General features: G+C 27.7%; 22 protein-coding genes. 13 read left to right on the forward strand and 9 right to left on the reverse strand.

All coding sequences use genetic code 4. The features are described from left to right. Positions 1 to 2: 2 nt before the first annotated feature. The 10 genes from kduD to MBIO_RS00220 all read left to right on the forward strand — a co-directional run bounded on the left by kduD (position 3) and on the right by MBIO_RS00220 (position 11286). Entirely contained in the window at positions 3 to 776 is a 774-nt protein-coding gene (gene kduD, locus MBIO_RS00175) for a 2-dehydro-3-deoxy-D-gluconate 5-dehydrogenase KduD (RefSeq protein WP_013526961.1), read from the forward strand. Next, positions 767 to 1375, forward strand: coding sequence for a bifunctional 4-hydroxy-2-oxoglutarate aldolase/2-dehydro-3-deoxy-phosphogluconate aldolase (locus tag MBIO_RS00180; protein ID WP_013354712.1), 609 nt, complete (start codon positions 767 to 769; stop codon positions 1373 to 1375). Before kduD ends, MBIO_RS00180 begins: the two co-directional genes overlap by 10 nt. Further along, on the forward strand, positions 1368 to 2357 hold the full coding sequence (locus MBIO_RS00185; RefSeq protein ID WP_013354713.1) for a PfkB family carbohydrate kinase: 990 nt from the start codon (positions 1368 to 1370) through the stop codon (positions 2355 to 2357). Before MBIO_RS00180 ends, MBIO_RS00185 begins: the two co-directional genes overlap by 8 nt. A 2-nt stretch (positions 2358 to 2359) precedes the next feature. After that, positions 2360 to 5833, forward strand: coding sequence for a polysaccharide lyase family 8 super-sandwich domain-containing protein (locus MBIO_RS00190; protein WP_013526963.1), 3474 nt, complete (start codon positions 2360 to 2362; stop codon positions 5831 to 5833). 10 nt (positions 5834 to 5843) lie between these two features. Continuing rightward, a complete protein-coding gene (locus MBIO_RS00195) occupies positions 5844 to 6467 on the forward strand; it encodes a hypothetical protein (protein ID WP_013526964.1) in 624 nt (207 codons plus the stop codon). A gap of 14 nt (positions 6468 to 6481) precedes the next feature. After that, a complete protein-coding gene (locus MBIO_RS00200; protein ID WP_013526965.1) occupies positions 6482 to 8257 on the forward strand; it encodes a lipoprotein 17-related variable surface protein in 1776 nt (591 codons plus the stop codon). 486 nt (positions 8258 to 8743) lie between these two features. Beyond that, positions 8744 to 9766 carry a nicotinate phosphoribosyltransferase gene (locus MBIO_RS00205; protein WP_081439133.1) on the forward strand — a complete coding sequence of 341 codons (1023 nt, stop codon included), beginning with the start codon at positions 8744 to 8746 and terminating at the stop codon, positions 9764 to 9766. A gap of 128 nt (positions 9767 to 9894) precedes the next feature. Further along, the gene (locus tag MBIO_RS00210) at positions 9895 to 10311 is read left to right on the forward strand and encodes a hypothetical protein (RefSeq protein ID WP_013354734.1); all 417 of its coding nucleotides are present in this window, start codon (positions 9895 to 9897) and stop codon (positions 10309 to 10311) included. A gap of 109 nt (positions 10312 to 10420) precedes the next feature. Then, entirely contained in the window at positions 10421 to 10981 is a 561-nt protein-coding gene (efp, locus tag MBIO_RS00215; protein ID WP_013354735.1) for an elongation factor P, read from the forward strand. Positions 10982 to 10983: 2 nt separating this feature from the next. Then, positions 10984 to 11286, forward strand: coding sequence for an MMB_0454 family protein (locus MBIO_RS00220; protein WP_013354736.1), 303 nt, complete (start codon positions 10984 to 10986; stop codon positions 11284 to 11286). A gap of 104 nt (positions 11287 to 11390) precedes the next feature. Here the strand turns inward: MBIO_RS00220 and MBIO_RS00225 are convergent, their stop codons facing one another. The 9 genes from MBIO_RS00225 to MBIO_RS00265 all read right to left on the reverse strand — a co-directional run bounded on the left by MBIO_RS00225 (position 11391) and on the right by MBIO_RS00265 (position 21664). Next, positions 11391 to 12074, reverse strand: coding sequence for a LemA family protein (locus MBIO_RS00225; protein WP_013354737.1), 684 nt, complete (start codon positions 12072 to 12074; stop codon positions 11391 to 11393). Positions 12075 to 12159: 85 nt separating this feature from the next. Continuing rightward, positions 12160 to 12996, reverse strand: coding sequence for a methionyl-tRNA formyltransferase (gene fmt / locus MBIO_RS00230; RefSeq protein WP_013354738.1), 837 nt, complete (start codon positions 12994 to 12996; stop codon positions 12160 to 12162). A gap of 52 nt (positions 12997 to 13048) precedes the next feature. Then, the gene (locus MBIO_RS00235) at positions 13049 to 13675 is read right to left on the reverse strand and encodes a hypothetical protein (protein ID WP_013354739.1); all 627 of its coding nucleotides are present in this window, start codon (positions 13673 to 13675) and stop codon (positions 13049 to 13051) included. A gap of 148 nt (positions 13676 to 13823) precedes the next feature. Next, positions 13824 to 14717 carry an MSC_0882 family membrane protein gene (locus tag MBIO_RS00240; RefSeq protein WP_013354740.1) on the reverse strand — a complete coding sequence of 298 codons (894 nt, stop codon included), beginning with the start codon at positions 14715 to 14717 and terminating at the stop codon, positions 13824 to 13826. A gap of 227 nt (positions 14718 to 14944) precedes the next feature. Then, positions 14945 to 17920 carry an AAA family ATPase gene (locus MBIO_RS00245; protein WP_041594168.1) on the reverse strand — a complete coding sequence of 992 codons (2976 nt, stop codon included), beginning with the start codon at positions 17918 to 17920 and terminating at the stop codon, positions 14945 to 14947. A 97-nt stretch (positions 17921 to 18017) separates the two neighbouring features. After that, complete coding sequence (gene rnc / locus MBIO_RS00250) at positions 18018 to 18728, reverse strand: ribonuclease III (protein WP_013354742.1); 711 nt, start codon at positions 18726 to 18728, stop codon at positions 18018 to 18020. A gap of 18 nt (positions 18729 to 18746) precedes the next feature. Further along, the gene (gene plsX, locus MBIO_RS00255) at positions 18747 to 19742 is read right to left on the reverse strand and encodes a phosphate acyltransferase PlsX (protein WP_013526967.1); all 996 of its coding nucleotides are present in this window, start codon (positions 19740 to 19742) and stop codon (positions 18747 to 18749) included. A 13-nt stretch (positions 19743 to 19755) separates the two neighbouring features. Continuing rightward, positions 19756 to 21381 (reverse strand): DAK2 domain-containing protein, encoded by a 1626-nt coding sequence (locus tag MBIO_RS00260; RefSeq protein ID WP_013354744.1) that lies wholly within the window; start codon positions 21379 to 21381, stop codon positions 19756 to 19758. Continuing rightward, positions 21374 to 21664, reverse strand: coding sequence for a hypothetical protein (locus tag MBIO_RS00265; RefSeq protein WP_013354745.1), 291 nt, complete (start codon positions 21662 to 21664; stop codon positions 21374 to 21376). The genes MBIO_RS00260 and MBIO_RS00265 overlap by 8 nt, the downstream gene beginning before the upstream one ends. A gap of 133 nt (positions 21665 to 21797) precedes the next feature. Here MBIO_RS00265 and recO point away from each other — a divergent pair, with 133 nt between their 5' ends. From recO to MBIO_RS00280, 3 genes are all read left to right on the forward strand, one after another. Next, positions 21798 to 22478 (forward strand): DNA repair protein RecO, encoded by a 681-nt coding sequence (gene recO, locus MBIO_RS00270; protein ID WP_013354746.1) that lies wholly within the window; start codon positions 21798 to 21800, stop codon positions 22476 to 22478. Positions 22479 to 22660: 182 nt separating this feature from the next. After that, positions 22661 to 23377: a nitroreductase family protein gene (locus tag MBIO_RS00275; RefSeq protein ID WP_013354747.1), complete on the forward strand. Its 717-nt coding sequence runs from the start codon at positions 22661 to 22663 to the stop codon at positions 23375 to 23377. Positions 23378 to 23445: 68 nt separating this feature from the next. Continuing rightward, entirely contained in the window at positions 23446 to 24633 is a 1188-nt protein-coding gene (locus MBIO_RS00280; RefSeq protein ID WP_013526968.1) for a phosphopentomutase, read from the forward strand. Positions 24634 to 24717: the final 84 nt, after the last annotated feature.

Here is a 24717-nt window from a genome sequence, read left to right on the forward strand (position 1 = left end):
TCATGGATTTTAAATTTAATAAAGACTATTTTTCAGTTAAGGACAAAGTTGTTATTATTACAGGTGCAAACATGGGATTAGGTTTAGCTTATGCTAAAGCTTTATCAAATTGTGGCGCCAAATTAGTTATTAGTCATTTTGACACAAATACAAAAGAAATAGAAAACTTTTGTGCTAAAAACAAAACAGAATTATTGCTTGTTCAAGGTGACTTAACTAAAGAAGCAGATAGAAATAAATTAATAGAAGAAGCTATTAAAAAATTCAAACATATTGATGCTCTAGTAAACAATGCTGGCACTATAATTCGTGAACCAATATTGGAATTTAGTGAAAAATCTTGAAATAAAGTTATTGATATAAATATGAATGCTGTTTGATTCTTAAGTCAAAAAGTAGCTCAAATAATGAAAAAGCAAGGCTATGGAAAAATTATAAATATTGCATCAATGCTTTCATACCAAGGTGGAATATTAGTTCCAGCTTATACAGCTTCTAAACATGCAGTTGCAGGATTAACAAAAGCTTTTACAACTGAGCTTGCAAAATATAACATTCAAGTTAATGCAATTGCTCCAGGTTATGTAGAAACAGCAAATACACAAGCAATAAGAGATGACGCTAAAAGAAATCAATCAATTTTAGAAAGAATTCCTGCAGGTCATTGAGCAAAACCAGAAGAAATTGCCGGTGCTGTTGTATTCTTGTGTTCTAAAGCAAGTGACTACATCTCAGGAGCAATAATTCCTGTTGATGGTGGTTTCTTATGTCGTTAAGTGCTTTAGATTTAATTAAAAAAGAAAAACTAATTGCCGTAATAAGATATAACTCTTATGAAGAAGCAAAAAAAGCTATTGAAACATGCATAAAAGGTGGAATTAAAATAATAGAAATTACTTTAACCACACCTGAAGCTTTGAAGCTTATTAAAGAATTTTCTAAATCAAAAGTCTTAATTGGAGCTGGGACAGTTGTAAGTCATGAAGATGCCTATAAATCAGTAAAAAGTGGAGCTAAATTTTTAGTTAGTCCACACTTTAGTGATTCAGTCAACGAAGTTTCGCAAATATCAGAGATACCTTATTTAGCTGGTGTTATGACGCCAACAGAAGCAATAAGTGCTTATAGACAAGGTAGTAAATTACTAAAAGTTTTTCCAAGTGAAATTGTTGGTCCAAATTTTATAAGCGGTCTACTTAAACCTTTTCCATTTTTGGAATTGATGCCAAGTGGAGGAGTAAATTTGGATAATGCAGCAGCTTGACTAAAATCAGGAGCTAAAGCAATAAGTGTTGGCTCTAACTTGTTAGCTGGACAAAGTGAAAAAGAAAAACTTGAAAGTATTAAGAAATATTTAAAAATAGTAAATGGCTAAAATATTATGTATCGGCGAAACTTTAATAAGACATCAAAAAGATTATTACAACAGTCAAAGCATAATTAAATATTATGTTGGCGGAGACGCTTTAAATGTAGCAACTAGTTTATCAATATTAGGCAATGATGTTGAATATTTAAGTGTTTTAAATAAAGAAAGTTTTTATTATCAAGACATTTTAAACCACTTGAATAAATACAATATTAAACAAAATTTTATGATTTATGAAAATCAAAGAATTGGTCTCTATAATGTTATCAAAGGCAATGAATTTATTAGCAGCAAAGTAATTTATGATCGTGATAATTCATGCTATAAATTAATCAAAGATTTTCAAAATTTTAATGACAAATTGCTAGCGAATATTGATTATATTTATCTCAGCGGAATAACAATTTCGATTAATAAAAAATTAAATTCTTATATTTTAGAAATATTAAAAAAAGCTAAAAAATTAAACAAAAAAATTGTTATAGATATCAATTATCGACCAACTTTATGAAATAACAAATATGCTGATTTTAAAAAAGAAATTGATCCATTTTTAAATTTGTCTGATATTGTTTTTGGTTGAATTTCAGAACAAAATTATTGCAAAAGTAATAGTTCAATAAGTGCAAAAGATTTTGACAAATTAACCTGTTTAATAGATAAAAAATACAAAAATATCGAATTGATAATTTCACCAAACAAGGTTATTAGCCAACAAATTGCTAATATAAAATCCTTAGCTATTTCTAATAAAAAAATATATGAATCTGAATCAATAAAATATCAACCAATTTATCCAATTGGGTCGGGCGATTCCTTTGTGGCAGCTTTTCTAAATTATTATGTCAACAATAAAAAAATAAAAGAATGTTTAGATTTTGCAACTAAAGCATATGCATTAAAAAATTATTTTGAATATGACTTTAATCCTTGCAATCAAGAACAAATAAATAATGTAAGTAATGAATCTTTTGAACTTGAAAGGTAAATATGAAATTAAAGAAAATAATATTGCCATTATCAATGAGTGCAGCAATAATGCCTGCACTAAGTTCTTCATGCACTAATTTAAAATCTGAAGGCTTTGATAAATATGGAAATAGAATACCTAGCGAAATTAATCAATTAAAAAACTATTTAATTTTTAAAGAAAGAAAAGTTGCTATTGAAAACACAAAAGCAAGTGTTGCAGCCAATGCAATTAACAATGTTGAAAATGAAGATAGATATAATCAAATACTTTCTTTCTTAGAACCTGAATTTGAAATATTACCTAAAAATTTTGAGTATCAATATAGTGCAAAAGTAATCAATAAATCAGAAGGCGATTTATTAGAAATTAATATTTTAGTAATTCAAACAAGCACAGGCTCAAAAGAAAATATTAAATTAACTTTAGGTCAAGATACTAAATTTAAAAAAGATTCTAACTTATCAAAAAGTGATTATGAGCAAATATTAAAAAACATTTTAATTGTTAATGATCTTAAATATTTAGTCGAAGAAGATGAATCAAAACTTAGCGATAATGATAAAAAGAATAAAAATAATGCAGTTAGATTTACCGATATTATCTTAAACAAATATAATGAAAATCTTTTTATGGATCATCCTCTTGCTAACTTATATTATGCTGGGACATATAATAATGGAACAGGAATAAAAGCTACTGACTCAAACGAAGTAAAAGCTAAAAAAATTTTTGATCGAGAATTAAAAGCAATAGAAGAGGCTAAAGAATTAATTTATAGAAAAGAAAGTCAACCTGTTCAAGATCCTGAAACAAAAAGAATAGTAGATGAAGGCTATAGTGATGCTCAAAAAGTTAGAGTAGCAATTCAAAAATTACTATTTTTAGCTGCTGCGTATCAAATAAAACCAAAAGGAATATTTACTAATAAGTTTTATCAAAATGCAAAATTAAAAAATATTATTGAGAATGTTTTAGATGATTTTGCAAAAAATTATTATTACAGCGGACAACAACAATATGTTAACTGATGATTTTATGAAATCGGTATTCCTAAGGATTTAACAAAATTATTAGCAGTTTTAAATAACGTTTTTCCTAAGGAAAAAATAGAAAAATGAAAAGCTGGTGTTGATTACTTTTTGCCAAATCCTCGCTATGGTGGGGCAGCACCAACAGCTATTCTAGCTTATAAACCAGTTACTAAAAAAAGAGCTCAAACAGGGGCTAATGCTGTAGATAATGCTAAGCCAATTTTAATTTCAGGTATTCTAAATGAAGACACTTCAAAAATTGAAGATTGTATTCTTTCTTTATATGACAATATCTTTCGAGATTTTGTTAAAAAAGGTGACGGTTTTTATGTTGATGGATCATATATGCAACATACAAACATACCTTATGTAGGAAGTTATGGTGAAGTTTTATTCACTAATATTGCAGATATATTCAAATATTTTGAAAATACAGATTTGGCTTTAGGCAAAGATAAAAGATTTGAAAAAATTTATCAATTTATTGAACTCTCGATTATGCCTTTTATGTTTAAAGGCGCAATAAGTGATGGTCTTAGTGGTAGAAGTATTGTTCGTGATGATCACTCAGATCTCAAAAAAGGTTTAAACATTTTAGGCTCTTTAGCAATTATTGAAAAATCTGCTTCTCCTATATATAAAAGTAGATTAAGAGAATTTATTAAAAATCAAATATCTCATTTAAATAAAACTCAACTACAAAAATTAGCATCAGAACACAAAGTTAGACCATTATTAATAGATGCTTTATTAGAAATTAAAGACTTACCAGATTTACCACATCCTCCTAGAAATAAGGAAGATTGAGAATTTTATGAAAATAATTATTTTGATCAAAGAAAAGAACCAAGCTCAACAAATGAGCATTCAGAAAGCTCAGACAATGCTTTAGTTGGTGTTGATTTACATAAAGAAAACGATGGTTTAGTATTTACAAAAAATCAAGATAGATATGTTTACAAACATGATGATTTTATGTTCAATATTAATCTTCATGGAAGAATTAGTGGTTTTCCTGAAGCCTCTGTTCAAGAAAATATGGATTCTTATTATCAATATGATGGCTCAACTTTTTTAGCAACTAATAATAACTATTCGCCTTATTCGAACAAATATTGACAAGCAGTTAATACATTCAAAATTCCTGGCACAACTTCATACATCTCCTCTGCTTACGATAATATATATGATTATATTTTTCCATCTTATATGCCAGTCGATATTGAAAAATGAAAAGAAATAGGTGAGGTCGAAATCAAAGATAAAGAAGGAAATCCAATTCTTGATGCAAATGGTAAACCAGTTAAAAAAACAGGCAAAGAACTTTATGATGAGTATCAAAAATTTATTAAAGAAGATTTGAAACAAAAAGAAAGAGACATTGAATTTCAAGTTTCAACAAAAACTAATAAATCATTTAATAATGGAATAATTTGAAACAAAATGGGTTTTGTTAAGGCAGAAGTAATTAACTACAACAATACCTTAATTACTGATAAAGTTTATTTTATGGTTAATGGAATAATAATAGTTATTGGAAACACAAATATTAAAAATAAGCTAGTTAATACAACGATTGAAAATAGAATGATCATTGATAAAAACACTGATATGTTTAGTAACCAAAAAGTAAACATAAATGGAAAGGAACAAGATTTATTTATTTGAAAAAATAAATTAAATGAACAAAATGGATATTTCATATTAGGAAATAATAAGGCAAAAGTTGAATATTTGCATGAAGCTAAATATCCTATTATTACAAATATGAATAGTAAAAAAATGGTTCCAGTTGTTCGTGATTTTGCTTCTTTATCAATTAATCATGAACAAAATAATACTTTCATGTATGCAATTGTTCCAAACTATGAAGACAGTAAAAAATCAAATTATTTAGATATTTTAAACAACATCAAAATTATCAAGAATGATCAAAATTTCATAGCTTTAAAATATCAAAATAAAGATTCCTTAGGCCAAATTAATGATTATTATTTTGTTGCTAGTTTATATGAAAATGGAAACATTAAATATAAAGAACAACTAAACTCATTAGGAAGTTATGATAATGAAGTTTCAATAAATTACAATGAAATTCCTGAATTTGAAAGAAACTATAAAGCTTATAAAAATGGTCTTTACCTTGAAGATTTAGATCTAAAAATTAATTTATGAAACCCTACTACAATGATTATTAAGAAAGTTCAAAATTCTTCAATTTTAGATGTTTTAGTTTCAAATGATTTAAATGAAAATCAATATGAAATTGAATTTTCAAAAGCATTCCAAAATATTACTTCACGTAAAATAACAAACAAAAAATTTAGTGCAAAAAATGTTATCAATTTAAGCGAAGTAACTTTAAATAATGTTTTAGGTCAATCAAAAATTAGAGTTGATAATCGATTAGGAGAAGTTAATGATTATAATCATATTTCATGATTTACATTAACAAATTAAAGGAGTTATTATGAAAAAACATAAAATTATATTTGCTTTAACTCCATTCACTCTCATGCCTTTAACTGCAATAAGTTGTAGTATTGAGAGTTCAAATGATTATGAAAACGCTAATAAGTGATCTAAAGAATCAAATAAACCTGGAATGAAAGAATCTGAAAACATATTAATCAATAAATTAATTAAAAGTGAATTTAAGATTACTAATTTTTATAATGAAATGATTCTTAATAAAGAATTTAATATTAATGAAGTTGGTTCAAAAATAACTTACAATAAAAATTTTAAAGCATTTAATAATTTAGATGAAACAACTACAAATTTTGACCAAAATTCTTTTAAAACAGGCAAAATAGTCAATTTAAAAAAATATTTTACTTGAAATAAAGGTGTGCAATATTTGCCTTCATGAATACAATATGATGTGCAATCTTACTTCAATCCATTAAGTTCAAAATTTGCAGATTATGTTACAGAAGATACATTGTATTTAAAACTAACGCTATTCAATTCTTGTGCTTTGAATCTTAAAACTCAACACATAATTTATGCTTTTACAAACTCAAACAAAACAGGTAGATTAATTACTAAAGATAATACTTTAGAACTTCAAAAACTAACACAAATAAGTTAGTTAGAAAGGAAACAATGAAAAAAATTAAAATGATTTTAACGCTTAGTTCTCTTACAACTTGTTTACCAATAATTGCTACTAGTTGTAAAAATGAAAAAGAAGAAAAAATTACAAATTTTGATGAAGTTAAATCAAAATTAACTTTTGATGTTGATAATAAATCAAATATTAAAGCATCAGAATTTAAAGATACAAATCTTATTAAAATTAATAACTTACCATCTGATTTTAAAAAAGAAATTACTTTGGAAAATTATGAAGATGGAAAAATTAAATTTAAATTAATATTAATTGACAAAAATAATAAAAAATCTCAAGCATATACTATTACTATTTCAGGTTTTAAAGCAGAAACTGCTACACCTACAATTAATTGAGATGAAGAAAAAGGAAAAGTTTCTTTTGAAATAGCAAATCTAAAAAGAAAACCAAGTACAGTAATAGAAAGTGAAATCGAAATAAAAAGACCTCAATTAGATTCTTCAATAAAAATTAATTTAACTTTAGAACCAAATGATGCTGAGAAAAAATTAGTTATTAAATGAAAAATGACAAAAGACACTTCAAATTCACCAGTATATACTTTTGAAATATCTAATTTTGAATTTACAGAAGAATTTGACTTCGTTAATTTTGATGAAGTTGCAAGCAAATATAAAGAACTAAAATTACTTACTGCAAACAAAGCAGAAGCTAAAAATGTTATAGCTGCATACAATGCAACAAAATCATCAAGTCTTGATGCAAAAATCAAAGATAATATTTTAGTTTTAATGGCTGGTATTTTTGCTAAAGGCAAAAACTCAAGTAAGCCTCAAGCAAGTTGATTTAATAAATCAATTAAACTTCTTGAAGCTGAAAGTAAAACTAATTCACATATTGAAGATATATATCCAGCTGTTCAATCACTTAATTCAATTTTAGCTTCTTATGATCAATTAGAAAATGATGAAAAAACTAAAGCTGATGAAATTATTCCTGCAACAATAAATGCTTTAGCTGAAAAATATTTTGGAGCTAACCAAGTTATTTATAAAGAACATTATTTCTATCAAGAAAAAATGCTTGAATTAATTGCTAGAACTTTTGCCACTTTAAGTGATACACAAAAAACTGCAAATAAAACTAAATTAGACATTCTTTATAATGCAACAAAAATATTCTTACCAAAAGCTTCAAACTTAAATTCATTTAAAGGTGAAGATGCAAACTTGTCAGATGGCAAAAATTACAAACCTACATTTAACCGTTGAGCTAATAAAATGTATTCAATAACTGTTTCTAAATATGTTATAGCTTTAGCTAATAAAGATAAAGACGAAGCAAAAAACGTTCTAAAAGATTTTTGAGAATGAACAAAAGATAAAAATGCAGCAAATATTTCATTAAAAGAAAAATCAAGTTATTACTTTAATTTTGACAATAAAGACAATAACAAGAGATTGTATAATTTTTCAAAACAATTCGATATGCTTAGAAATATCAATAGATTGTTAACTAAAAATGTTAAGAATACTGAATGAGGTACATTATTTGATTCTATTAACAATTACATTAATAATGAATTAATTGACTGAATCAAAGATACTTCAAGCTTAGTTAAACTTTCAACAGGAATTCAATTAATTGGCTCATTTATTAAATTCTTAGAAACTGAAAAAGATAATGTAAGATTAGAAACACTAAAAACTAATCTATTAGCAAAAGAATTAAAAAATATAACAGGCTATGATCAAAAACAAGGCGGTTGATCATGAGCTTGAGATGCAGTACATAATTTACTTGCTTAAAATATTTTAATATCACATTCATTTGTGATATTTTTTTAAACTTTTATTATAAAAAACCAGCCTTTACTAAAAGCTGGATCATAATATTAAAAACTAACTAATTTTCTTTTTAACTAATTCAAAATATACACGAATAATTTTCGATAGTATTCTCTTTTACTACTGCTTAAGTCTGAAGGTAAGTTATTAGTTGCTTTTTGAGTTATGCTTTCATATATTTTTTCTTGTTCTAATATTTTTTATCAATACAACTTAGAATTGAGAATCAATCCTCCATACTTAAACTTTGAGCATAGATTTCACTTGGTTTTTTTGTTATTTTTAAAGTTCTTTCTTTTTGTTTAATTTACTAAAAATATATTAGTTTATAAAACTAAAAAATAAAAACTTAATTAAATTTTTTAGTAAGTAATCACAGAAATTACTGCATTATTTCTTAACTTTAATTTATAATTAAATAACTAAAAAATAATAAGGATGGTCCAAATGACAAGCAAAAAAATGGATAAATACATTGCTAGTTATTTTTACAAAACTGAAAAGATATTAGCAAAATATAATAAAAATAATGTAATTGTTTTACAATTTTTCCAACGCCGTGATAATAGCATGCTAGCTGGTATGCAAGAAGTATTAGATTTATTAGAAAAGAATACTGATACTTCTAAATACATTATTAGATATTTACCTGATGGCACAATTATTAATAATTTAGAAGTAGCTTTAGAATTAGAAGGTCATTATCAAGACTTCGGTAAATTCGAAGGAATGATTGATGGAATTTTAGCTCGTTCAAGCTCAATTGCTTCAAATGCTTATGATTGTGTCCAAGCTGCTAAAGGCAAAAATGTAATTTTTATGGGAGATCGAGCTGATCACTATTTAATGCAAGAAATAGACGGAAGAGCTGTTGCTTTAGCTGGAATTAAATCAGTTTCAACTGATGCTCAAAATATTCATAATTATGAATTAACCTTTGGATCAGTACCTCACATTTTAATTCAAAACTTTGATGGTGATACAGCTAAAGCTATGCAAGCTTATGGCGAATTATTCCCTAAAAATAAAATCATTTCTTTAGTTGACTACCACAATAATGTTATTACTCAAGCATTAGAATCATATAAAGTATTAGGCAAAAAACTTTGAGGTGTTAGAATTGATACTTCTAAAAATATGGTTGACCATATGTTTGATAATGAACCTGAAAATCCAGAACATTATGGTGTAAATATTGAACAAGTTAAAAACTTGAGAAAGGCATTAGATCAAGCTGGTGCTAAGGATGTTAAAATTGTCGTAAGTTCAGGATTTAATGCTGAAAAAATTAGAAAATTTGAAGCAGCAAATACACCGGTAGATAGTTATGGTGTAGGTCAAAGTATCTTTAAATTAGTTTCAAGTTTTAGTGCTGATGCTGTACTTTTAAATGGTAAAAAACAAGCTAAAGAAGGACGTGTTTATAGACCTAATCCAAAACTTTTAGTTTACAAATCAAAAAGAAAATAATTTTTACTTAAATATCTATAAAACAGGCTTATTGGTCTGTTTTTAAATTTAATTTTTATTAAAAAATGTTAAATAATTTAATAATAAAGTATAATTTAAATATAATTTTTTTGAGAAGGGAGCTTGTAATGAAAAAACAATCTACAGCTTTTGTTGCCGTTGCTTTATTGCAAACATCAATTATTATCATTCTATTTATTTTAGGAATGATTGAAGCAATTAATATAAATGGAGCTTCGCTTAGAATAGGCATCTATGGTGCAGTTGGATTTACTTTAGTTACACAAATAGTATTATTATTCTTTGCATTTGTTTACAATAAACCAGGATACAATGGTAAATTGGGAATATTATTAATTGTTTTCTTATTCTTGCTTTTAGCTGCATCAATTGTTTCATTATCATACACAATTTGTTCAACAGAAGGAGCTAACATTAATAATGATGGCTATAAAGTGTTTGGTATTATTTCAACAATATTCACTTGAGTTTTAGCAACAATATTCCTTATTTGTACAATTGTCTATGCAGTTAGATCTAAATAATAACTAAGCTTGCAAGTGCAAGCTTTTTTATATTCTTTTTCTTAGAAAAATAAAGCTTTCTAGTATAATTTTGATACATATTTTAAAACTAAATGAAAAAGGAGAATTTATGATTAATGTTAACACATTCAAGCCAGGAATTACATTTGAAGATGAAGGCGAAATTTTTGTTGTATTAGAAGCTCAACACTCAAAACAAGGTCGTGGACAAGCTAACGTTAAAGCTAAAGTCAAAAACTTAAGAACAGGTTCAATTACTATTAAATCATACACAGGTGGTGTTATGGTTTCTAAAGCTCACATTGACAAACGTCCAATGAATTACTTATATACAGATGGTAACAACATTATCTTAATGGACAATGAAACCTATGAACAAATTGAAGTACCTCTTAGTCATGTTGAATGAGAAATGAACTTCATTAAAGAAGGATCAACAGTTAAGGTGCGTATGTATAAAGATGAAATTTTGGACATTGAAATTGATGATACAGTTACTTTAGAAGTTATTGAAGCACCTGATGCAGTTAAAGGCAATACAACAACAAATCCTCAAAAGAAAGTTAAAGTTGAAACAGGTTATGAATTAGAAACACCTATGTTTATTAAAGAAGGTGATTTAATTGTTATTTCAACTGACACTGGCAAATATAATGGTAAAGGAAAATAATAATGAATTTAGTTACAACAAATTGTGGTTTAAATCTTTCTTATTCAATTACAGAAAACGTTTTTAGTCAATTGATTGATCAATGCTTTGAAGAAGTTAAAAATGTTAAATTAGCTAATGAAGCAAGAATTTCATTTGATAAAGAACAAACAAATGTTGCTTTTGTAATTGATATTAAAATTAAAAAAGGTAGTGGTCTCCAACAAGTTATTGAAAATTTAACTCAAGAATTAGAATCTCGCTGCTTAGGTTTATTAGATATTAAACCTCGTAGCATTAGACTATGCTTTGTTGGATATTATTAATAATAAGAAGTTCTCAGTAAGGGAGCTTTTTTATTTTGCTTTGATGATGCAAAATAAATGTTAAATAAAAAATAAGAGCAATTAAGCCCTTATCAACTTTTTAATTAATACAATTTCACACTAACATCTTGTCTATCAGCTTCTTTAGCTTGGAATAATAGAATTGTTGTTAATCTCATACTTGAAGCAACAACACTTTTTGGATATGTAAAGATTTCTTGGTTAAATGTTGTGGCTGAAGTATTGTAAATTCTTCTAGCTGAAGCAATGTTGTTTTCACATTCAACGATTTCATCATTTAAACCTTTAACTAATTCAGCACTCTTAAGTTCTGGATATTTTTCGAATTGAGCCATAAATCTTGTTAAGAATGATTCTGTTTGACTTTCAAAGTTTTGACGTACTGCCATAGCATCTGCTGAAGTATTTCCTGATTGTTCTCGAATTGTAGCAACTGCTGAACGGTATGCTGCAACTTGTGTCATAACATCTTTTTCGAATTTCATGTGTGAACTTACTGATTCAACTAACTTAAGAATTGTTCCTGCTCTTTTAGCCAATTGAGTATCAATTAATGAAGCATCGCTACTTATTTTCATTTGTTGTCTTCTAAAATAATTTACTCAAGAAATATGAATAAAAATTGGAATTAAGAAAATAAATGATATGTATCAAATAAATTTTCCAAAAAAGTTTACTTTAACTGGTACTTCTGTACTCATTGAACGTGGTTCATAGCCTTTTTCATTAATAGCACGACTGTTTTCACGATTGTATAAATTAGCCATTTTTTCTCCTTCTATATAATTATTTTTGTGTTCAATACATAAAAATTATATAAGTTTTTATAGTTATTAAAAACAAAAAGTTAAGCTATGCCAGCTTAACTCGTTTTTTAGATTCATATTGATAATCAGTGGCAAATAAATAACCATCTTTAAATTTTAATTTAGGTACATTTTTAATTTCTTTTTTGGTTGCAAAAAAGATCTTAATTCTTTTATTATCAATAAAAGTGTAAGCACCAGGATTCATCTCATAAGCTCTAATAATATTGATTGCTTCTTGCATGGTTAAGGACTCATTTAAAAGAGCTTTTTCTTTTTCTAATTTGGGACTTAAAGTTACTTTACTTTCATCTTGTTTAATTCTTTTAAGTTTGTTTTGATCTAAATCATTTAATCATTGCACAATGTTATCTGCACTAAGCTTTGAAAGCTTATTAAATAAAGTACTTGCTGTGTCATATTCATCTATTTTAATGGCTTTTTGGACAAAAACATCACCTGCATCCATTTGTTTAATCATTTCCATTAGACTAATACCAGTTTCTTGATCATTATTTAAAAGTGAATATTGAATTGGTGCTGCTCCACGATATTTTGGAAGTAAAGAACCATGAATATTTAGACTTAATTTTTTAGCAATATTTAAAACACTTTCAGGAATATATTGACCAAAGGCACAGGTAATTAAATAGTCATAATTTAAAGTTTGTAATTCATCTTTTATTTGTGATATTTTTTCTGGTTGAAAACATTTAATGTTATATTTTTGAGCTAATAATTTTGTTGGCGTTGGAGCTAATTTATGACCTCTGACACTTGGGCGATCAGGTTGCGAAACAATTGCAACAACTTCAAAGTTGTTGATTAATTTTTCAAATATTTCAACTGCAAAAGCAGGAGTTCCGGCTAATAATAATTTCATATTTTAATTATATAAGGAAAAATAAAAAGTGGAATTAATCCACTTATTTTAATTATTCTTTTGTTCTATGTTCAATGGTTGCTGGTTGATTTGCACTTTTTAAGAATAAATGTAAGAATGTTGAAACTAATGTTACTGCAAATGTTACAAATAAAAAGAATGCAAATGCAACGTGAACGTTAGCATATGATTTATCATCTAATGATCTTGGTCCTGTTACACTTCAAATATTCGCAATAATTCAGCCAACATAACAAATAATTGTTAAAACAACTGCCGCAAATACCAAAATATTTAAAATAATGCTAATTACATTTTTCGAAGCTATTGATTTTACAAATGCTTTAATTGCATAAACAAGAATAGCAATCATTGTAATATGAATGATTATATGTGCTAATAATGAAACAACATAAATAATTTTTACATTATTGCTATCATGTTCAAATATACCTTTAATCACATCAAAATTTTTAAATCATAAGAAGAATCCATAATTTAATCCAGAATGATATATTGCTTCGTATTCATTAAAACTAGATTTTGTGTTTTTTACGATAATTTGATGCAAGTCAACAGCTGATTTTACTATTAAACCAAAGATAACTAAACATGAAATTGCTAAACCAAATAGAATTCATGATGTTTTAGTTAATTTTGTTCTTTTTGTGTTTTCCATTTAATGCCTCCATATAAAAATTGTATAAGCAAAAATTTGAAAATAAAAACAAAAAAATAAAAATAATTTTGACTAAAATGTATATAAAACAAGTAAATAATAGAATTATTTAATAAAAAATAAGGCTTTTTAAAACCTTATAATTTTTTTAAGCTACAACCTTTTTACGACGTTTAACAATAAATCTTCAAAGAGCAACTAGAGCTAAAGCAAGAGGTAAAAGAATTGTTAAAGCAACTACTACTAGATAAATTCTAAGTCACATTTTGTTACGATCTTTTTTGCTTTGCTCAACTTGTTCATGAATTTCAACAGAACGTTCACCGAGAAAATCACTAATGTCAGCTAAACGTTTTTTATCAAATAATCTTATTAAAATATACGCCGCTATTGAAGAAGCCATAATAATAACACTAATAATACAGAATAGAATTGTGTTGCCAAAACCTCTATCAAGTCATTTAGCTCATTCAAAATTGATTTTTAATGTATCAGTTTCATAATATCAACGATTTGACATATAAAGTCCATAAACTATTGCTGTAATAATGCCTAGATATGTTAAGACAAAAACAAGCATTCAAGTTAAATTAACATCTTTAAGTACTATCTTACGATAAGCAATATGAAAAGTACTACTTGAAGTGTAATCACCATTACTTACTGCATCACGATATCTTTGAACTGTGTGAGATCATTGAATATTTTCAATCAGATTTTTAAAACCAATTGCCATTGAGATAAAGGCACTTGATCCAAAAAGTACAAGGTAGCCAACTAATCTTTGTTCTTTGTTGAAGATACCAACTTTAGCATAGACTAATGTGAAGAGAATAATTGAAGCAGCCATAATTACAAATGAAATAGAAAGGATTAAAATCTTAAGCATTTGTTCAGCACGGATGACGCGATAAACACGAGGTGATATTTGATTTTTTGGATCACGATAAACACGACTACTTACACTATTGAATTTGTAGTCGTGGTTATTTTGAACAATTTCGATACTTGCTGAATTTTGAATAGGTTGATATTTTCTCATTCTTGGCCTTTCAATTTTAGTACTCTAATTATAAATGATTATTCGCTATATTTATTAATATAAATTTTAATATTTTATAATTATTTTCAATAATTAAATTTGTGAGATTTTTCTCAACAATTTTTCATTTAAAATTGATGGATTTTACTAATAAAGCTTTTTTATAGATTGATTGGGCAAATATATAAAAATTGTGCCTATGATTAAGCACAATAATTATTTGATTATTATTTGTTTTTGTTTGAAGGTTCTAATTCTTCTTTTTGTTCGTCTGCAACAAGTTTTTTAGCATCTGCTAATTGAATGCTGAAGAAGCTTGTAACACCACGGTTTTGCATTGTTGCACCAAATAATGTGTCAACTCTTGACATTGTTCCATGACGGTGTGTAATAACCAAGAATTGAGTTTTTTCTTTAAGTTGTTGAAGGTATTCTGCATAACGAACAACATTAGCTTCGTCAAGTGCAGCTTCAACTTCGTCAAGGATACAAAGAGGTAATGGACGAGCTTTAAGAATACCAAATAATAATGAGATAGCGATAAGTGATTTTTCACCGCCTGAGAATAATTTAAGGTTTTTAATATTTTTTCCAGGAGGTTGAGCTTCGATTTCAACACCTGATTCTAAAATATCTTTAGGGTTGCTGAAAAATAATTTTGCAGTACCACCACCGAACATTGTTCTAAAGACATTGTTAAATTCATCATTAACATCATTAATAATGTTAGTTAGACGAGTGATAATGATTTTATCCATGTCTGCAATAGCGCTTTCAAGTGTTTCTTTTGCAGCACTTAATTCTCTTTCACCTTCGGCATATTCATTGTAACGTTTTTCTTCTTCAACTAATTGTTCAAGAGCTTCTAAGTTAACGTTACCTAAGCCTTCAATTTCTTCTCTTAATTGACGAACAATTTCTTCAGCTTGATCACGATTCATTTCTAAGTGATGAACTTTTTCAGCTGCTTCAAATGTCATTTTGTATTGAGAAGCAAGTCTTTCTCTACTTTGTTCAAGTAAAGTTTTTGATCTTTCTCTTTCACCAATTTTAGCTGAGAAAGCATCTGTTAATTTACGACGTGTAGCTTCATAATCATTTTTAAGAGCTAAAGTTGAATTGATTTCGGCAGCAATTGTATTTACACGTTCATTTTTAGCTCTGAATTGTGATTCAAGAGCAATTTTTTGACTTTCTAAAACTTCAATTGAAGCTTCAGGGCTTGATGCTGAAACACCTTCTTTAACTTTGAATTCTTTGTTTGTAATATTTTGAAGTTTTAATTGTAATTCGTCGTAAAGACCTTGTTCACTGCTCTTTTGGGTTTTTAGACTAGTAATTTGTTGTTTTAATTGGCTGTCTAATTCAAGAGCACTACGACGATAGTTTCTTATTTCATTGATTTTTGATTCATCAGCTTGAACTGCTGCTCTCATACCTGTAACAATATTTTCAAGCTCTTTAATTTTTTCATCAAATCCAAGTAATGATTGAGCTGTATTTTTAGCTCCACCAATAATCACACCGCCTGAACGAATGGTGTCACCATCAAGTGAAACTACCATGTAACGACGTTCGAGAATACTTGAAATTTTGTTAGCATTTTCAATGTCGCTAGCAACAATAACATTACCTAAAAGGAATTTATTAAGAATTTCATATTGAGGATCAATTGTTACTAAATTACTTGCAACATCAATAAATCCAGGGTGTCCTTGGATTGCTAAAAGATGATCATCACGAATCATTTTTGGTTGAATTGATGTGAGTGGAATAAATGTAGCACGACCACCATTATTATCTTTTAAGAAGTTAACAGCTTTAACTGCTGTTTCAGCTTTATCAACCACTAAGTGTTGTGAAGCATTAGCTAAAATTGAGTCAATAGCAGGAATATATTCTGTTGTAACTTTAATTAAATCAGCTACAGTTCCTTTTAGTGCTTTTCCAAAGTAAGCTTTATTTTCTAAAATGTTTTTGGTCCCTTTAAATAATAAAGAGTTACTTTCTTTTTGTTGGTTAAGCAAGTTTAACTGTGTTTCAATTTTTAATAAGTCTGTACGTTTTTTGTTAATTTTAATGTTCATTAAATTAATTTCTTCGTCATATTTTGAAATTGTTTTTTGGTTTTCAGCAATTTGGTTTGCTTGATTTTCAATTTCACGAGCGTAGTAATTTAATTTATTTGCATGTCTTGTAAGCATAGTTTTGTATGCTTCGATTTGTTCAGCTTGGTTTGCTTGAATTTCACCAGCAGCAATTAATCTTTCACGTTCATTTTCTTTAGCTAAAGAAATGTTTAATTTGTTTAATCTTTCTTTAACTGTTTCATATTCAATTGAAAGTTCTTTTAATTCGGCTTCAACTTCTGATCTGAATTTAGTATTTTGAGTAATAGCAGCTTCAGCTGATGAAATACGAGCATCAAGATCATTTTTAGTTTCTTGAACACCTTCAAGTTCAGTTACAAGTCTTTCGTACATATCACCAAAAGTTTTGATGTTGTCTACTAAAAGACCAACTTCAACAGCTTTTAATTCTTCACTTTTAGCAATGTAAACTTTAGCTTTTTCTGCTTGTTTTCTTAATGGAATTAATTTTCTTTCAATTTCACTAATAACAAGTTTAATTTGGTCTAAACCTTCTTGAGTTTTAGCCAATTTGCTTAAAGCTTCTTTTTTACGAAATTTGTATTTTGAAACACCAGCAGCTTCTTCAAAAATAGACTTTCTTTCTTCAGGTGTAGCTTCAGCAATATCACTAACTGTACCTTGAGAAATAATAGCTAATGAACTTTTACCAATACCGCTTTCCATAGCAATATCTTTAATATCTTTTTGACGACATGGTTCGCCATTTAAGAAATATTGGTTGTTTCCATTTCCTCTTTCAAGCACACGACTAATTGAAATAGTTTCATGCGGGATTGAACTAATACCATTTCGATTATCAAAAGTTAAAGTAACTACTGCTTTATCCATAGGTTTTGCAGTTTTAGAACCAGCGAAGATAACATCATCCATGTTATCACCACGAAGTTCTTTAGCACTACGTTCACCTAAAACTCATTTGATAGCATCGTTAATATTTGATTTACCAGAACCATTAGGGCCAACAATTCCGGCTACTCCACCATCAAATTTAAGCACAATAGGATCAGCAAATGATTTGAATCCGTGGGCTTCAACTTTAATGAGTTTCATATTACCTCCTTTATTTTTTGAACCACTCAATTCTTGATTTTTTGACGGTTCATAATTATAATTTTAATATTAATATCTAATTTAATTGTAAAAATTTTTATTTTTTCATTTTATGCAATGCATCTAGTGCAGCATTTTCTTCGGCTTCAGCTTTGCTTTTACCAAAACCAATACCATAAATTTTATTGTCGTGAACTGCGTGAGCTTCAAATTCAGTTGGACTTTTTTCACTAACTATATACATAACAGCTAGTTTACTGAATGATTGAATTTGTTCTTGAAAAGCAGTTTTAGCATCTTTAAGATGCTTGATGTCAAAGTCTCCAATTTTGATATCAAAAACAGTTTTGTTTAAAAATTCTTTGACTACTTTTAGATTTGTATCCAAATAAATAGCAGCAATAAAGGCTTCAAAAATGTCAGCGCCAACTTTAACTGAGCGTTTAGCATCTTTACTCATTTGACCAGGTGCAGTTAGTAAAAAATCTTTTAATCCAATTTTAGTGCTAATTTCATTTAGTGACTTTGTGCAAACTAATTTAGAACGAATTAAAGTCATATTACCAGCACTTAAATTTGGAAATTTTTTGAATACAAAATCTGACGAAAGATACTGTAAAATAGCGTCTCCGAGAAATTCAAGATCTTGATAATTGCCAACTCTTTCACTCACATTATTTTTGTTTTGATTTTTTTTGAGTCCAAAATATGAACCGTGAGTTACAGCTTGACGATAGTATCCTAAATTGTGATAATTGATGTTTCAAGCTTTTAAAAATTCTTGAATAGTTTGTTTAATTTCATCCATTATTTATTATTTTTCTTTCTACTCTTCATTAATATTTAAGTCTTTTTTAACCTCAGATAAAATGTGGTTATCTAAAGCTAATTTTATTTGATTAAGTGCTCCATAGTAAGCTTTTTCATCACTACTTCCATGGCTTTTAATTACAACACCATTAACCCCAGCGATTCAAGCAGCTCCAACATTACGATAATCAAGAGTTTCAGCTACATCTTTAAATGCACCACGAGCTAAAAGGTAACCTAATTTTCTAATTGGTTTCAATTTAATTTTGCTAGTTAATAAATTTTTAAAACTTAAAATTGCACCTTCAAGACTCTTAAGAATTAAGTTACCACCATAGCCATCGATTACTGCTACATCACAAACACCATTTAATAAATCACGAGGTTCTTGAAAGCCAATGTAATTTAATTGATGTTGTTCTTTAAGTTTATTATTTGCTTCTTTAATTAATTCTGTTCCTTTATAGTCTTCAGTTCCGATGTTAATTAATGCACAACGAGGTGCTAAGTTTTTTAATAAAACACGATCAAAAGAATTTGCAATTTTAGTTCATTCAACTAAATAATCACTTGTGGTTTCTAAGTTAGCTCCAACATCAAGAAGTAAGAATTTACGTCCTGTGATTGTAGGCATTAAGGGCATAAATGCTGCTCTTGAAATGCCTTCTAATCTTTTAACTTTAAAAGTAGCAGCTGCAAGATATGTGCCAGAGTCTCCTGAAGAAAGTACAGCATCTGCTTTTTTATTTGCTACTAAATCAAGTGCAACATTCATTGAGGTATTTTCTCTTAAAGATTGGCGAATGTTTTTAACATCGCTTGGCACTGATGAGTTGTCAATTATTTCTAAATTTTCTGGCATGTTTTTGCCATAATATTTTTCAATTTCAGCCTTAGGACCAACTAAAATAATTGCATAATTTTTGTTGGTTTTTAAAAATAATTTAGTTGCTGCTAAAGCTGAATTAATGCCGTTGTCATTGCCATTAATATCAAATGCTATTTTGTACATTTTGCTCCTTATTTTATTCAAAACCAATAATGAAGTGGTAGTTAGGTTGAGCACCATTCACTACTTCAACTTCAACATCATAATGGCTTTCTAAAAAGTTTTTAATTTCGTTAGCATCAACTTCACTTGCATCATTTCCATAGTAAACTGTAACAAGTTCATGATCACTGTTAATTGATTTTTTAATCAATTTTTTAGCTGCATCAATGTAGTTATTTTCACTAACTAAAATCTTGCCATCAGTAATGCCAATGAATTGACCTTCTTTGATTTTAACATTGTCAATTTTTGTGCTTCTAATTGCTTGGGTTACTTCAGCTGTGGTTACAAGCTTAATAGATTCAGACATTGTTTCACGGTTTTCTTTAGGACTTGATTCAGAATTAAAGTTCATTAAAGCTGTTAATCCTTGAATTTGACTTCTAGTTTGAATAATAAATACCTTTTTATTTGTAATAGCTTGAGCTGCTTGTTCAGCTGCTAGGAAAATGTTTGAGTTATTAGGTAAAATGAAAACGTTTTTGCTATTTACTGAGTTAATTGCATCAATAATATCTTGAGCTGAAGGGTTTTGTGTCTGACCACTTTCAATAATAGCGTCAACTCCAAATTCTTTCATTCTTGCAATAATTCCACTGCCTAAGTTACATGAAATAATGGCACATTTTTTGTTTGATTGTTCATCATTTTGGTTAATAATAACGTTTTTATTACGACTTTCACTTGCTTGACGAGTCATATTTTCTGACTTTATTTTAATAAATTCACCATATTTTTGACCAAAGTTTAACATATCACCAGGTTTTAATGTATGACCATGAACTTTAACAATTTTTTCATCTTGAACTACAACTAAAGAATTAGCTTTTTTAAGTAATGATTTTTCAAAATTAGCTTTATCAAAGTCTTTTTCGTCATTTAATTCAATAATGAATTCAGTACAATAACCAAATTCGCCATCATAAACTTCTTTTGAGCTGATAAAAGTATCAATGTTTTCTTCTGATTCACTAATTTTAATGGCTTCAGCATTTAATGCTGCTTCCATACCACTAATAATTGTATATAATCCTTCACCACCTGAGTCAGTTACGCCAACTTCACGTAAGATCTTTAATTTGTTAGGAGTATTGTCACATGCTTTACGAGCTGCATTTTTAGCTAATTTGAAAAATTCTTCTAGTGAAGTTTTATTATTTACTTCTTTTTCTAATGCTTCTGTTGTTTCTCTAATAACTGTTAAAATGGTACCTTCAACAGGTTTTAAAACTGATGAATAAGCTTTTTTAGTCGCTTGCTTAAATCCTTCTAAAAGTCCTTTAATGTCAACGCTTTCAACTTCTTTAAACGCAATTGCAAAACCTTTAAAAATTTGGCTTAAAATAACACCTGAGTTTCCGCGAGCTCCTAAAAGCATATTTCTTGAAATAGTGTTAGTTACTTCACCTAAGTGATTTGAGTTATTTAAAGCCAAAGCATCAGCAGCAGCTTGAGCTGTTGATGACATGTTAGTTCCTGTGTCGCCATCTGGAACAGGAAAAACATTTAAAGCGTCGATCTTATTTTTAGAGTTAATAATGTTATTAGCTCCGGAAATAAAAAGTTGACAAAAAAGCTTACCGTCTAAAATCTTAGTCATTTGCAAGACCTCCTATAAATACATTTAATTTGCCTAAATGTTCCTTTTTCTTATTGAGTTCGTATCTTAAGTGAGAACTAATTGAGTTAACAACATTTTTTGCATTAGCATATTTTAAAATAATAATTGTAGCGCTGAAATGCCATTCATTGTTTATATTTTGAATACTTAAATATTCTTGGCCTAAATTAGGACATTGTTCTGCATTTTCACAGATTCCATAAACCCCCGGCGTTGATTCAAGAATATTCAAAAAAACTTTTCTAATTTCTTCTAAAGTCATTCTTACTCCTTGTGATAATTAAAAGATTATTTATAATCAAGTAAAACTATTTTAACAAAAAAGAAAAAATACAATAAATAAATATTAAAATTAATATTAAATATAGTAATTAAATTAATTTATTAGGAGAATTATGGCTGAAAAAATTTTACAAGTTGTTGTTTTAGACATTCAAAATGCTAATACAAGTGATAATGATGCTATTGTTCAAGTTTATTCAAAAAATGGAATTTTCTCACTTTTAGCAAAAGGTGTAAATAAAAGTGAGTCAAAAAATCGAGTTAACTTACAAATAGGATCCTTAGTTGAAATTGAATATTTTCAAGCTCGATTGAACAACAAAGTGAGCTTGCTTAAAAAAGCCACTTTAATTTCAGACATAGATTATTCAAATCGTTTTAATTTAATTTTTATTCAAAAAGCAGTTAATTTATTAAAGCATTTTCCTAAGCCTTATTACACATTATTTGAAACTTATGTTAACTGTTTAAATTACTTAGGATTAGGCAAAAATTCAATGCTTTATACTTATCTTTTAGCTCATACTTTAAACTATTTTGGACTAGATGTAAATGTAAACAAATGTTGTGAATGCAATAGTCCAAGCAACTTGTGTGATTTTAAATTTTATAAAGGTGGATTTTTGTGCGGTAACCACATGAGTGAGCAACGTTGAACCAAAGAATTAAAATCAATTTATTACATGTATAATGATTTAAAAATTTTCTTGCAAATTTGTATTTCAAAAGTAAATCAAACTATTTTTTATGAGCTAAATAAATACCTTGAAGAAAATGGAATTTATCTAAATTAAACTTTTAAATTTTAATGAAAACAACTATAAAACAGGACTTTTGGTAAAAATCTTGTTTTATATTTTTTAATTAATTTAATTTTTTGTAATAATAAAAACATTTTTTAATATAATTAAAATAGTTATTTTTTAAAATGTAATTTTCTGCAAAAAATAACTTGAATTTTAGGAGGTAAAATCGCATGTCTTTTATTGAAAATAATTTAAAAAGAGGATCAACAAGAGATTATCAAATTGGCTATGAAATTAGTGAAGAAGATAAAGAAAAATTGATCAAAACTATTCAAAATGCACCAACAAGTAACAACTATTTTGCTTCTTCAGTTATTGTAATTGAAGACCAAAATACTAAGGACAAATTAGCTGAAATTTTACAACAAAAACAAGTTAGAGAATGCTCAATGTTTTTTATCTTTTTAGCTGACAATAATCGTATTGATTATGTCTTAAAAACTAAAAATAAAAATATTGAAAATAAAACTCTCAACTCATTATTACTTTCAGTTGGAGATGCTTTTATTCAAGCAACAATGCTTCAAGATGCTGCTACTGAATTGGATTTAGGAACATGCTTTATTGGAGGAGTTAGAGGACACATTAGTGAAATCAATAGATTACTTAAAATCAAAAACTCAGCTTTTCCAGCAGTTGCTTTAACAGTTGGTAAAGCAGCTAAAAAAGCAGATCTTAAACCAAAAATTAATAGAATTTACTATGAACAATATTCATATGCACAAGTTGTTGATGAAATTGTTCCATATAATGAAAAATTAACAAACTATTGAAAAAATAAAAATATTGAAGGCGATTATGTCAATGCCAGTGCTAATTACTTAAGTAAAAGAGTTAGCGGCCGTGACAAAACTATTATTAATATTGCAAAAATTAAAAAAATGTAAATAAAGTATTAAAATAATAAAGATTAATTTACATTCACAAACATATATTAAATAAATAAAGGAGAAAAATGGCAAAATTTAAACGTGTTTTTATGATTGTTACAGATGGTCTAGGAATTGGACCAGATAAAGATCAAAGAGCTTTTGGTGACAAAGGCGCTAACACAATTCTTTCAGCTTCAAAAAGCTCAATGTTCTTTATTGACACATGAAAAAAATTAGGAATTGGAAATATCACAACTTTAGAAGGTAATTATCGTTACAAAGATCAAAAAGCTTACATGACAAGAATTCAAGAAGTTTCAAATGCAAAAGATACTCTTGCAGGTCACTGAGAAATGATGGGAATTAAAACAATGGTTCCATTCCCTACATTTACTGAAAATGGTTTCCCTCAAGATTTATTAGATGAATTATCTAAAGCTTTTGATGGTCGTAAAATTATTTGCAACAAATCAGGTTCAGGTACTGAAATGATTGATGAATATGCAGAACAACAAAAGAAAGATGGTTCAATTATTGTTTATACATCAATGGACTCAGTATTACAAATTGCAGCTCATGAAGAATGAATAGGTTTAGACAACTTATATCGTTATGGCAAAGCAGCAAGACAAATTTGTTCAAGCAAACCAGAATGAAATGTTGGACGTATTATTGTTAGACCATTTATTGGTGAAAAAGGAAAATACACAAGAACATTCAACCGACATGACTATGCAAACCAACCTCGTCCAATGATTCTAAATGAATTACAAAAAGCTGGTGTTAATGTTATTGGTATTGGTAAAATCTTTGACATTTTCGTAGGTCAAGGTATTAGTGAATCGCTTCACTCAGATGGTGATGCTCATGGTATGGACCTTACAATTAAATGTGCAGAAGAAAGACCAGAAAACACATTTGTATTCACAAACTTAGTTCAATTTGACTCGCACTATGGACACCGTAGAGATGTTGATGGTTATGCTTCAAACATTGCATTACTTGACTCAAAATTAGGTAAATTAATTAATGCTATGAAAGAAGACGACTTATTAATTATAACAAGTGACCACGGTAATGATCCTCTTTATCCAGGATTCAACCACACTCGTGAATTACTTCCTTTAACAATCTTTTCAAAAAGATTCAAAAAACCTAAAGTTCTTGAAGATGTTCTTGGTTTAGGAACAAGTGGAAATATTGTTGCCCGTAACTGAGGTGTTAAAACTATTGAAGAAACAGGTGACGATATCTTCGATCAATTAGTTTAATATTAAAAATAATACTTGCTTTTGGGCAAGTTTTTATTTTGCTTTTTTGCAATAAATAAAATCAATAATATACTAAAATATTTA

Origin of the sequence: Mycoplasmopsis fermentans PG18, assembly GCF_000209735.1 — a bacterium.
Lineage (GTDB): Bacteria > Bacillota_I > Bacilli_A > Mycoplasmatales > Metamycoplasmataceae > Mycoplasmopsis > Mycoplasmopsis fermentans.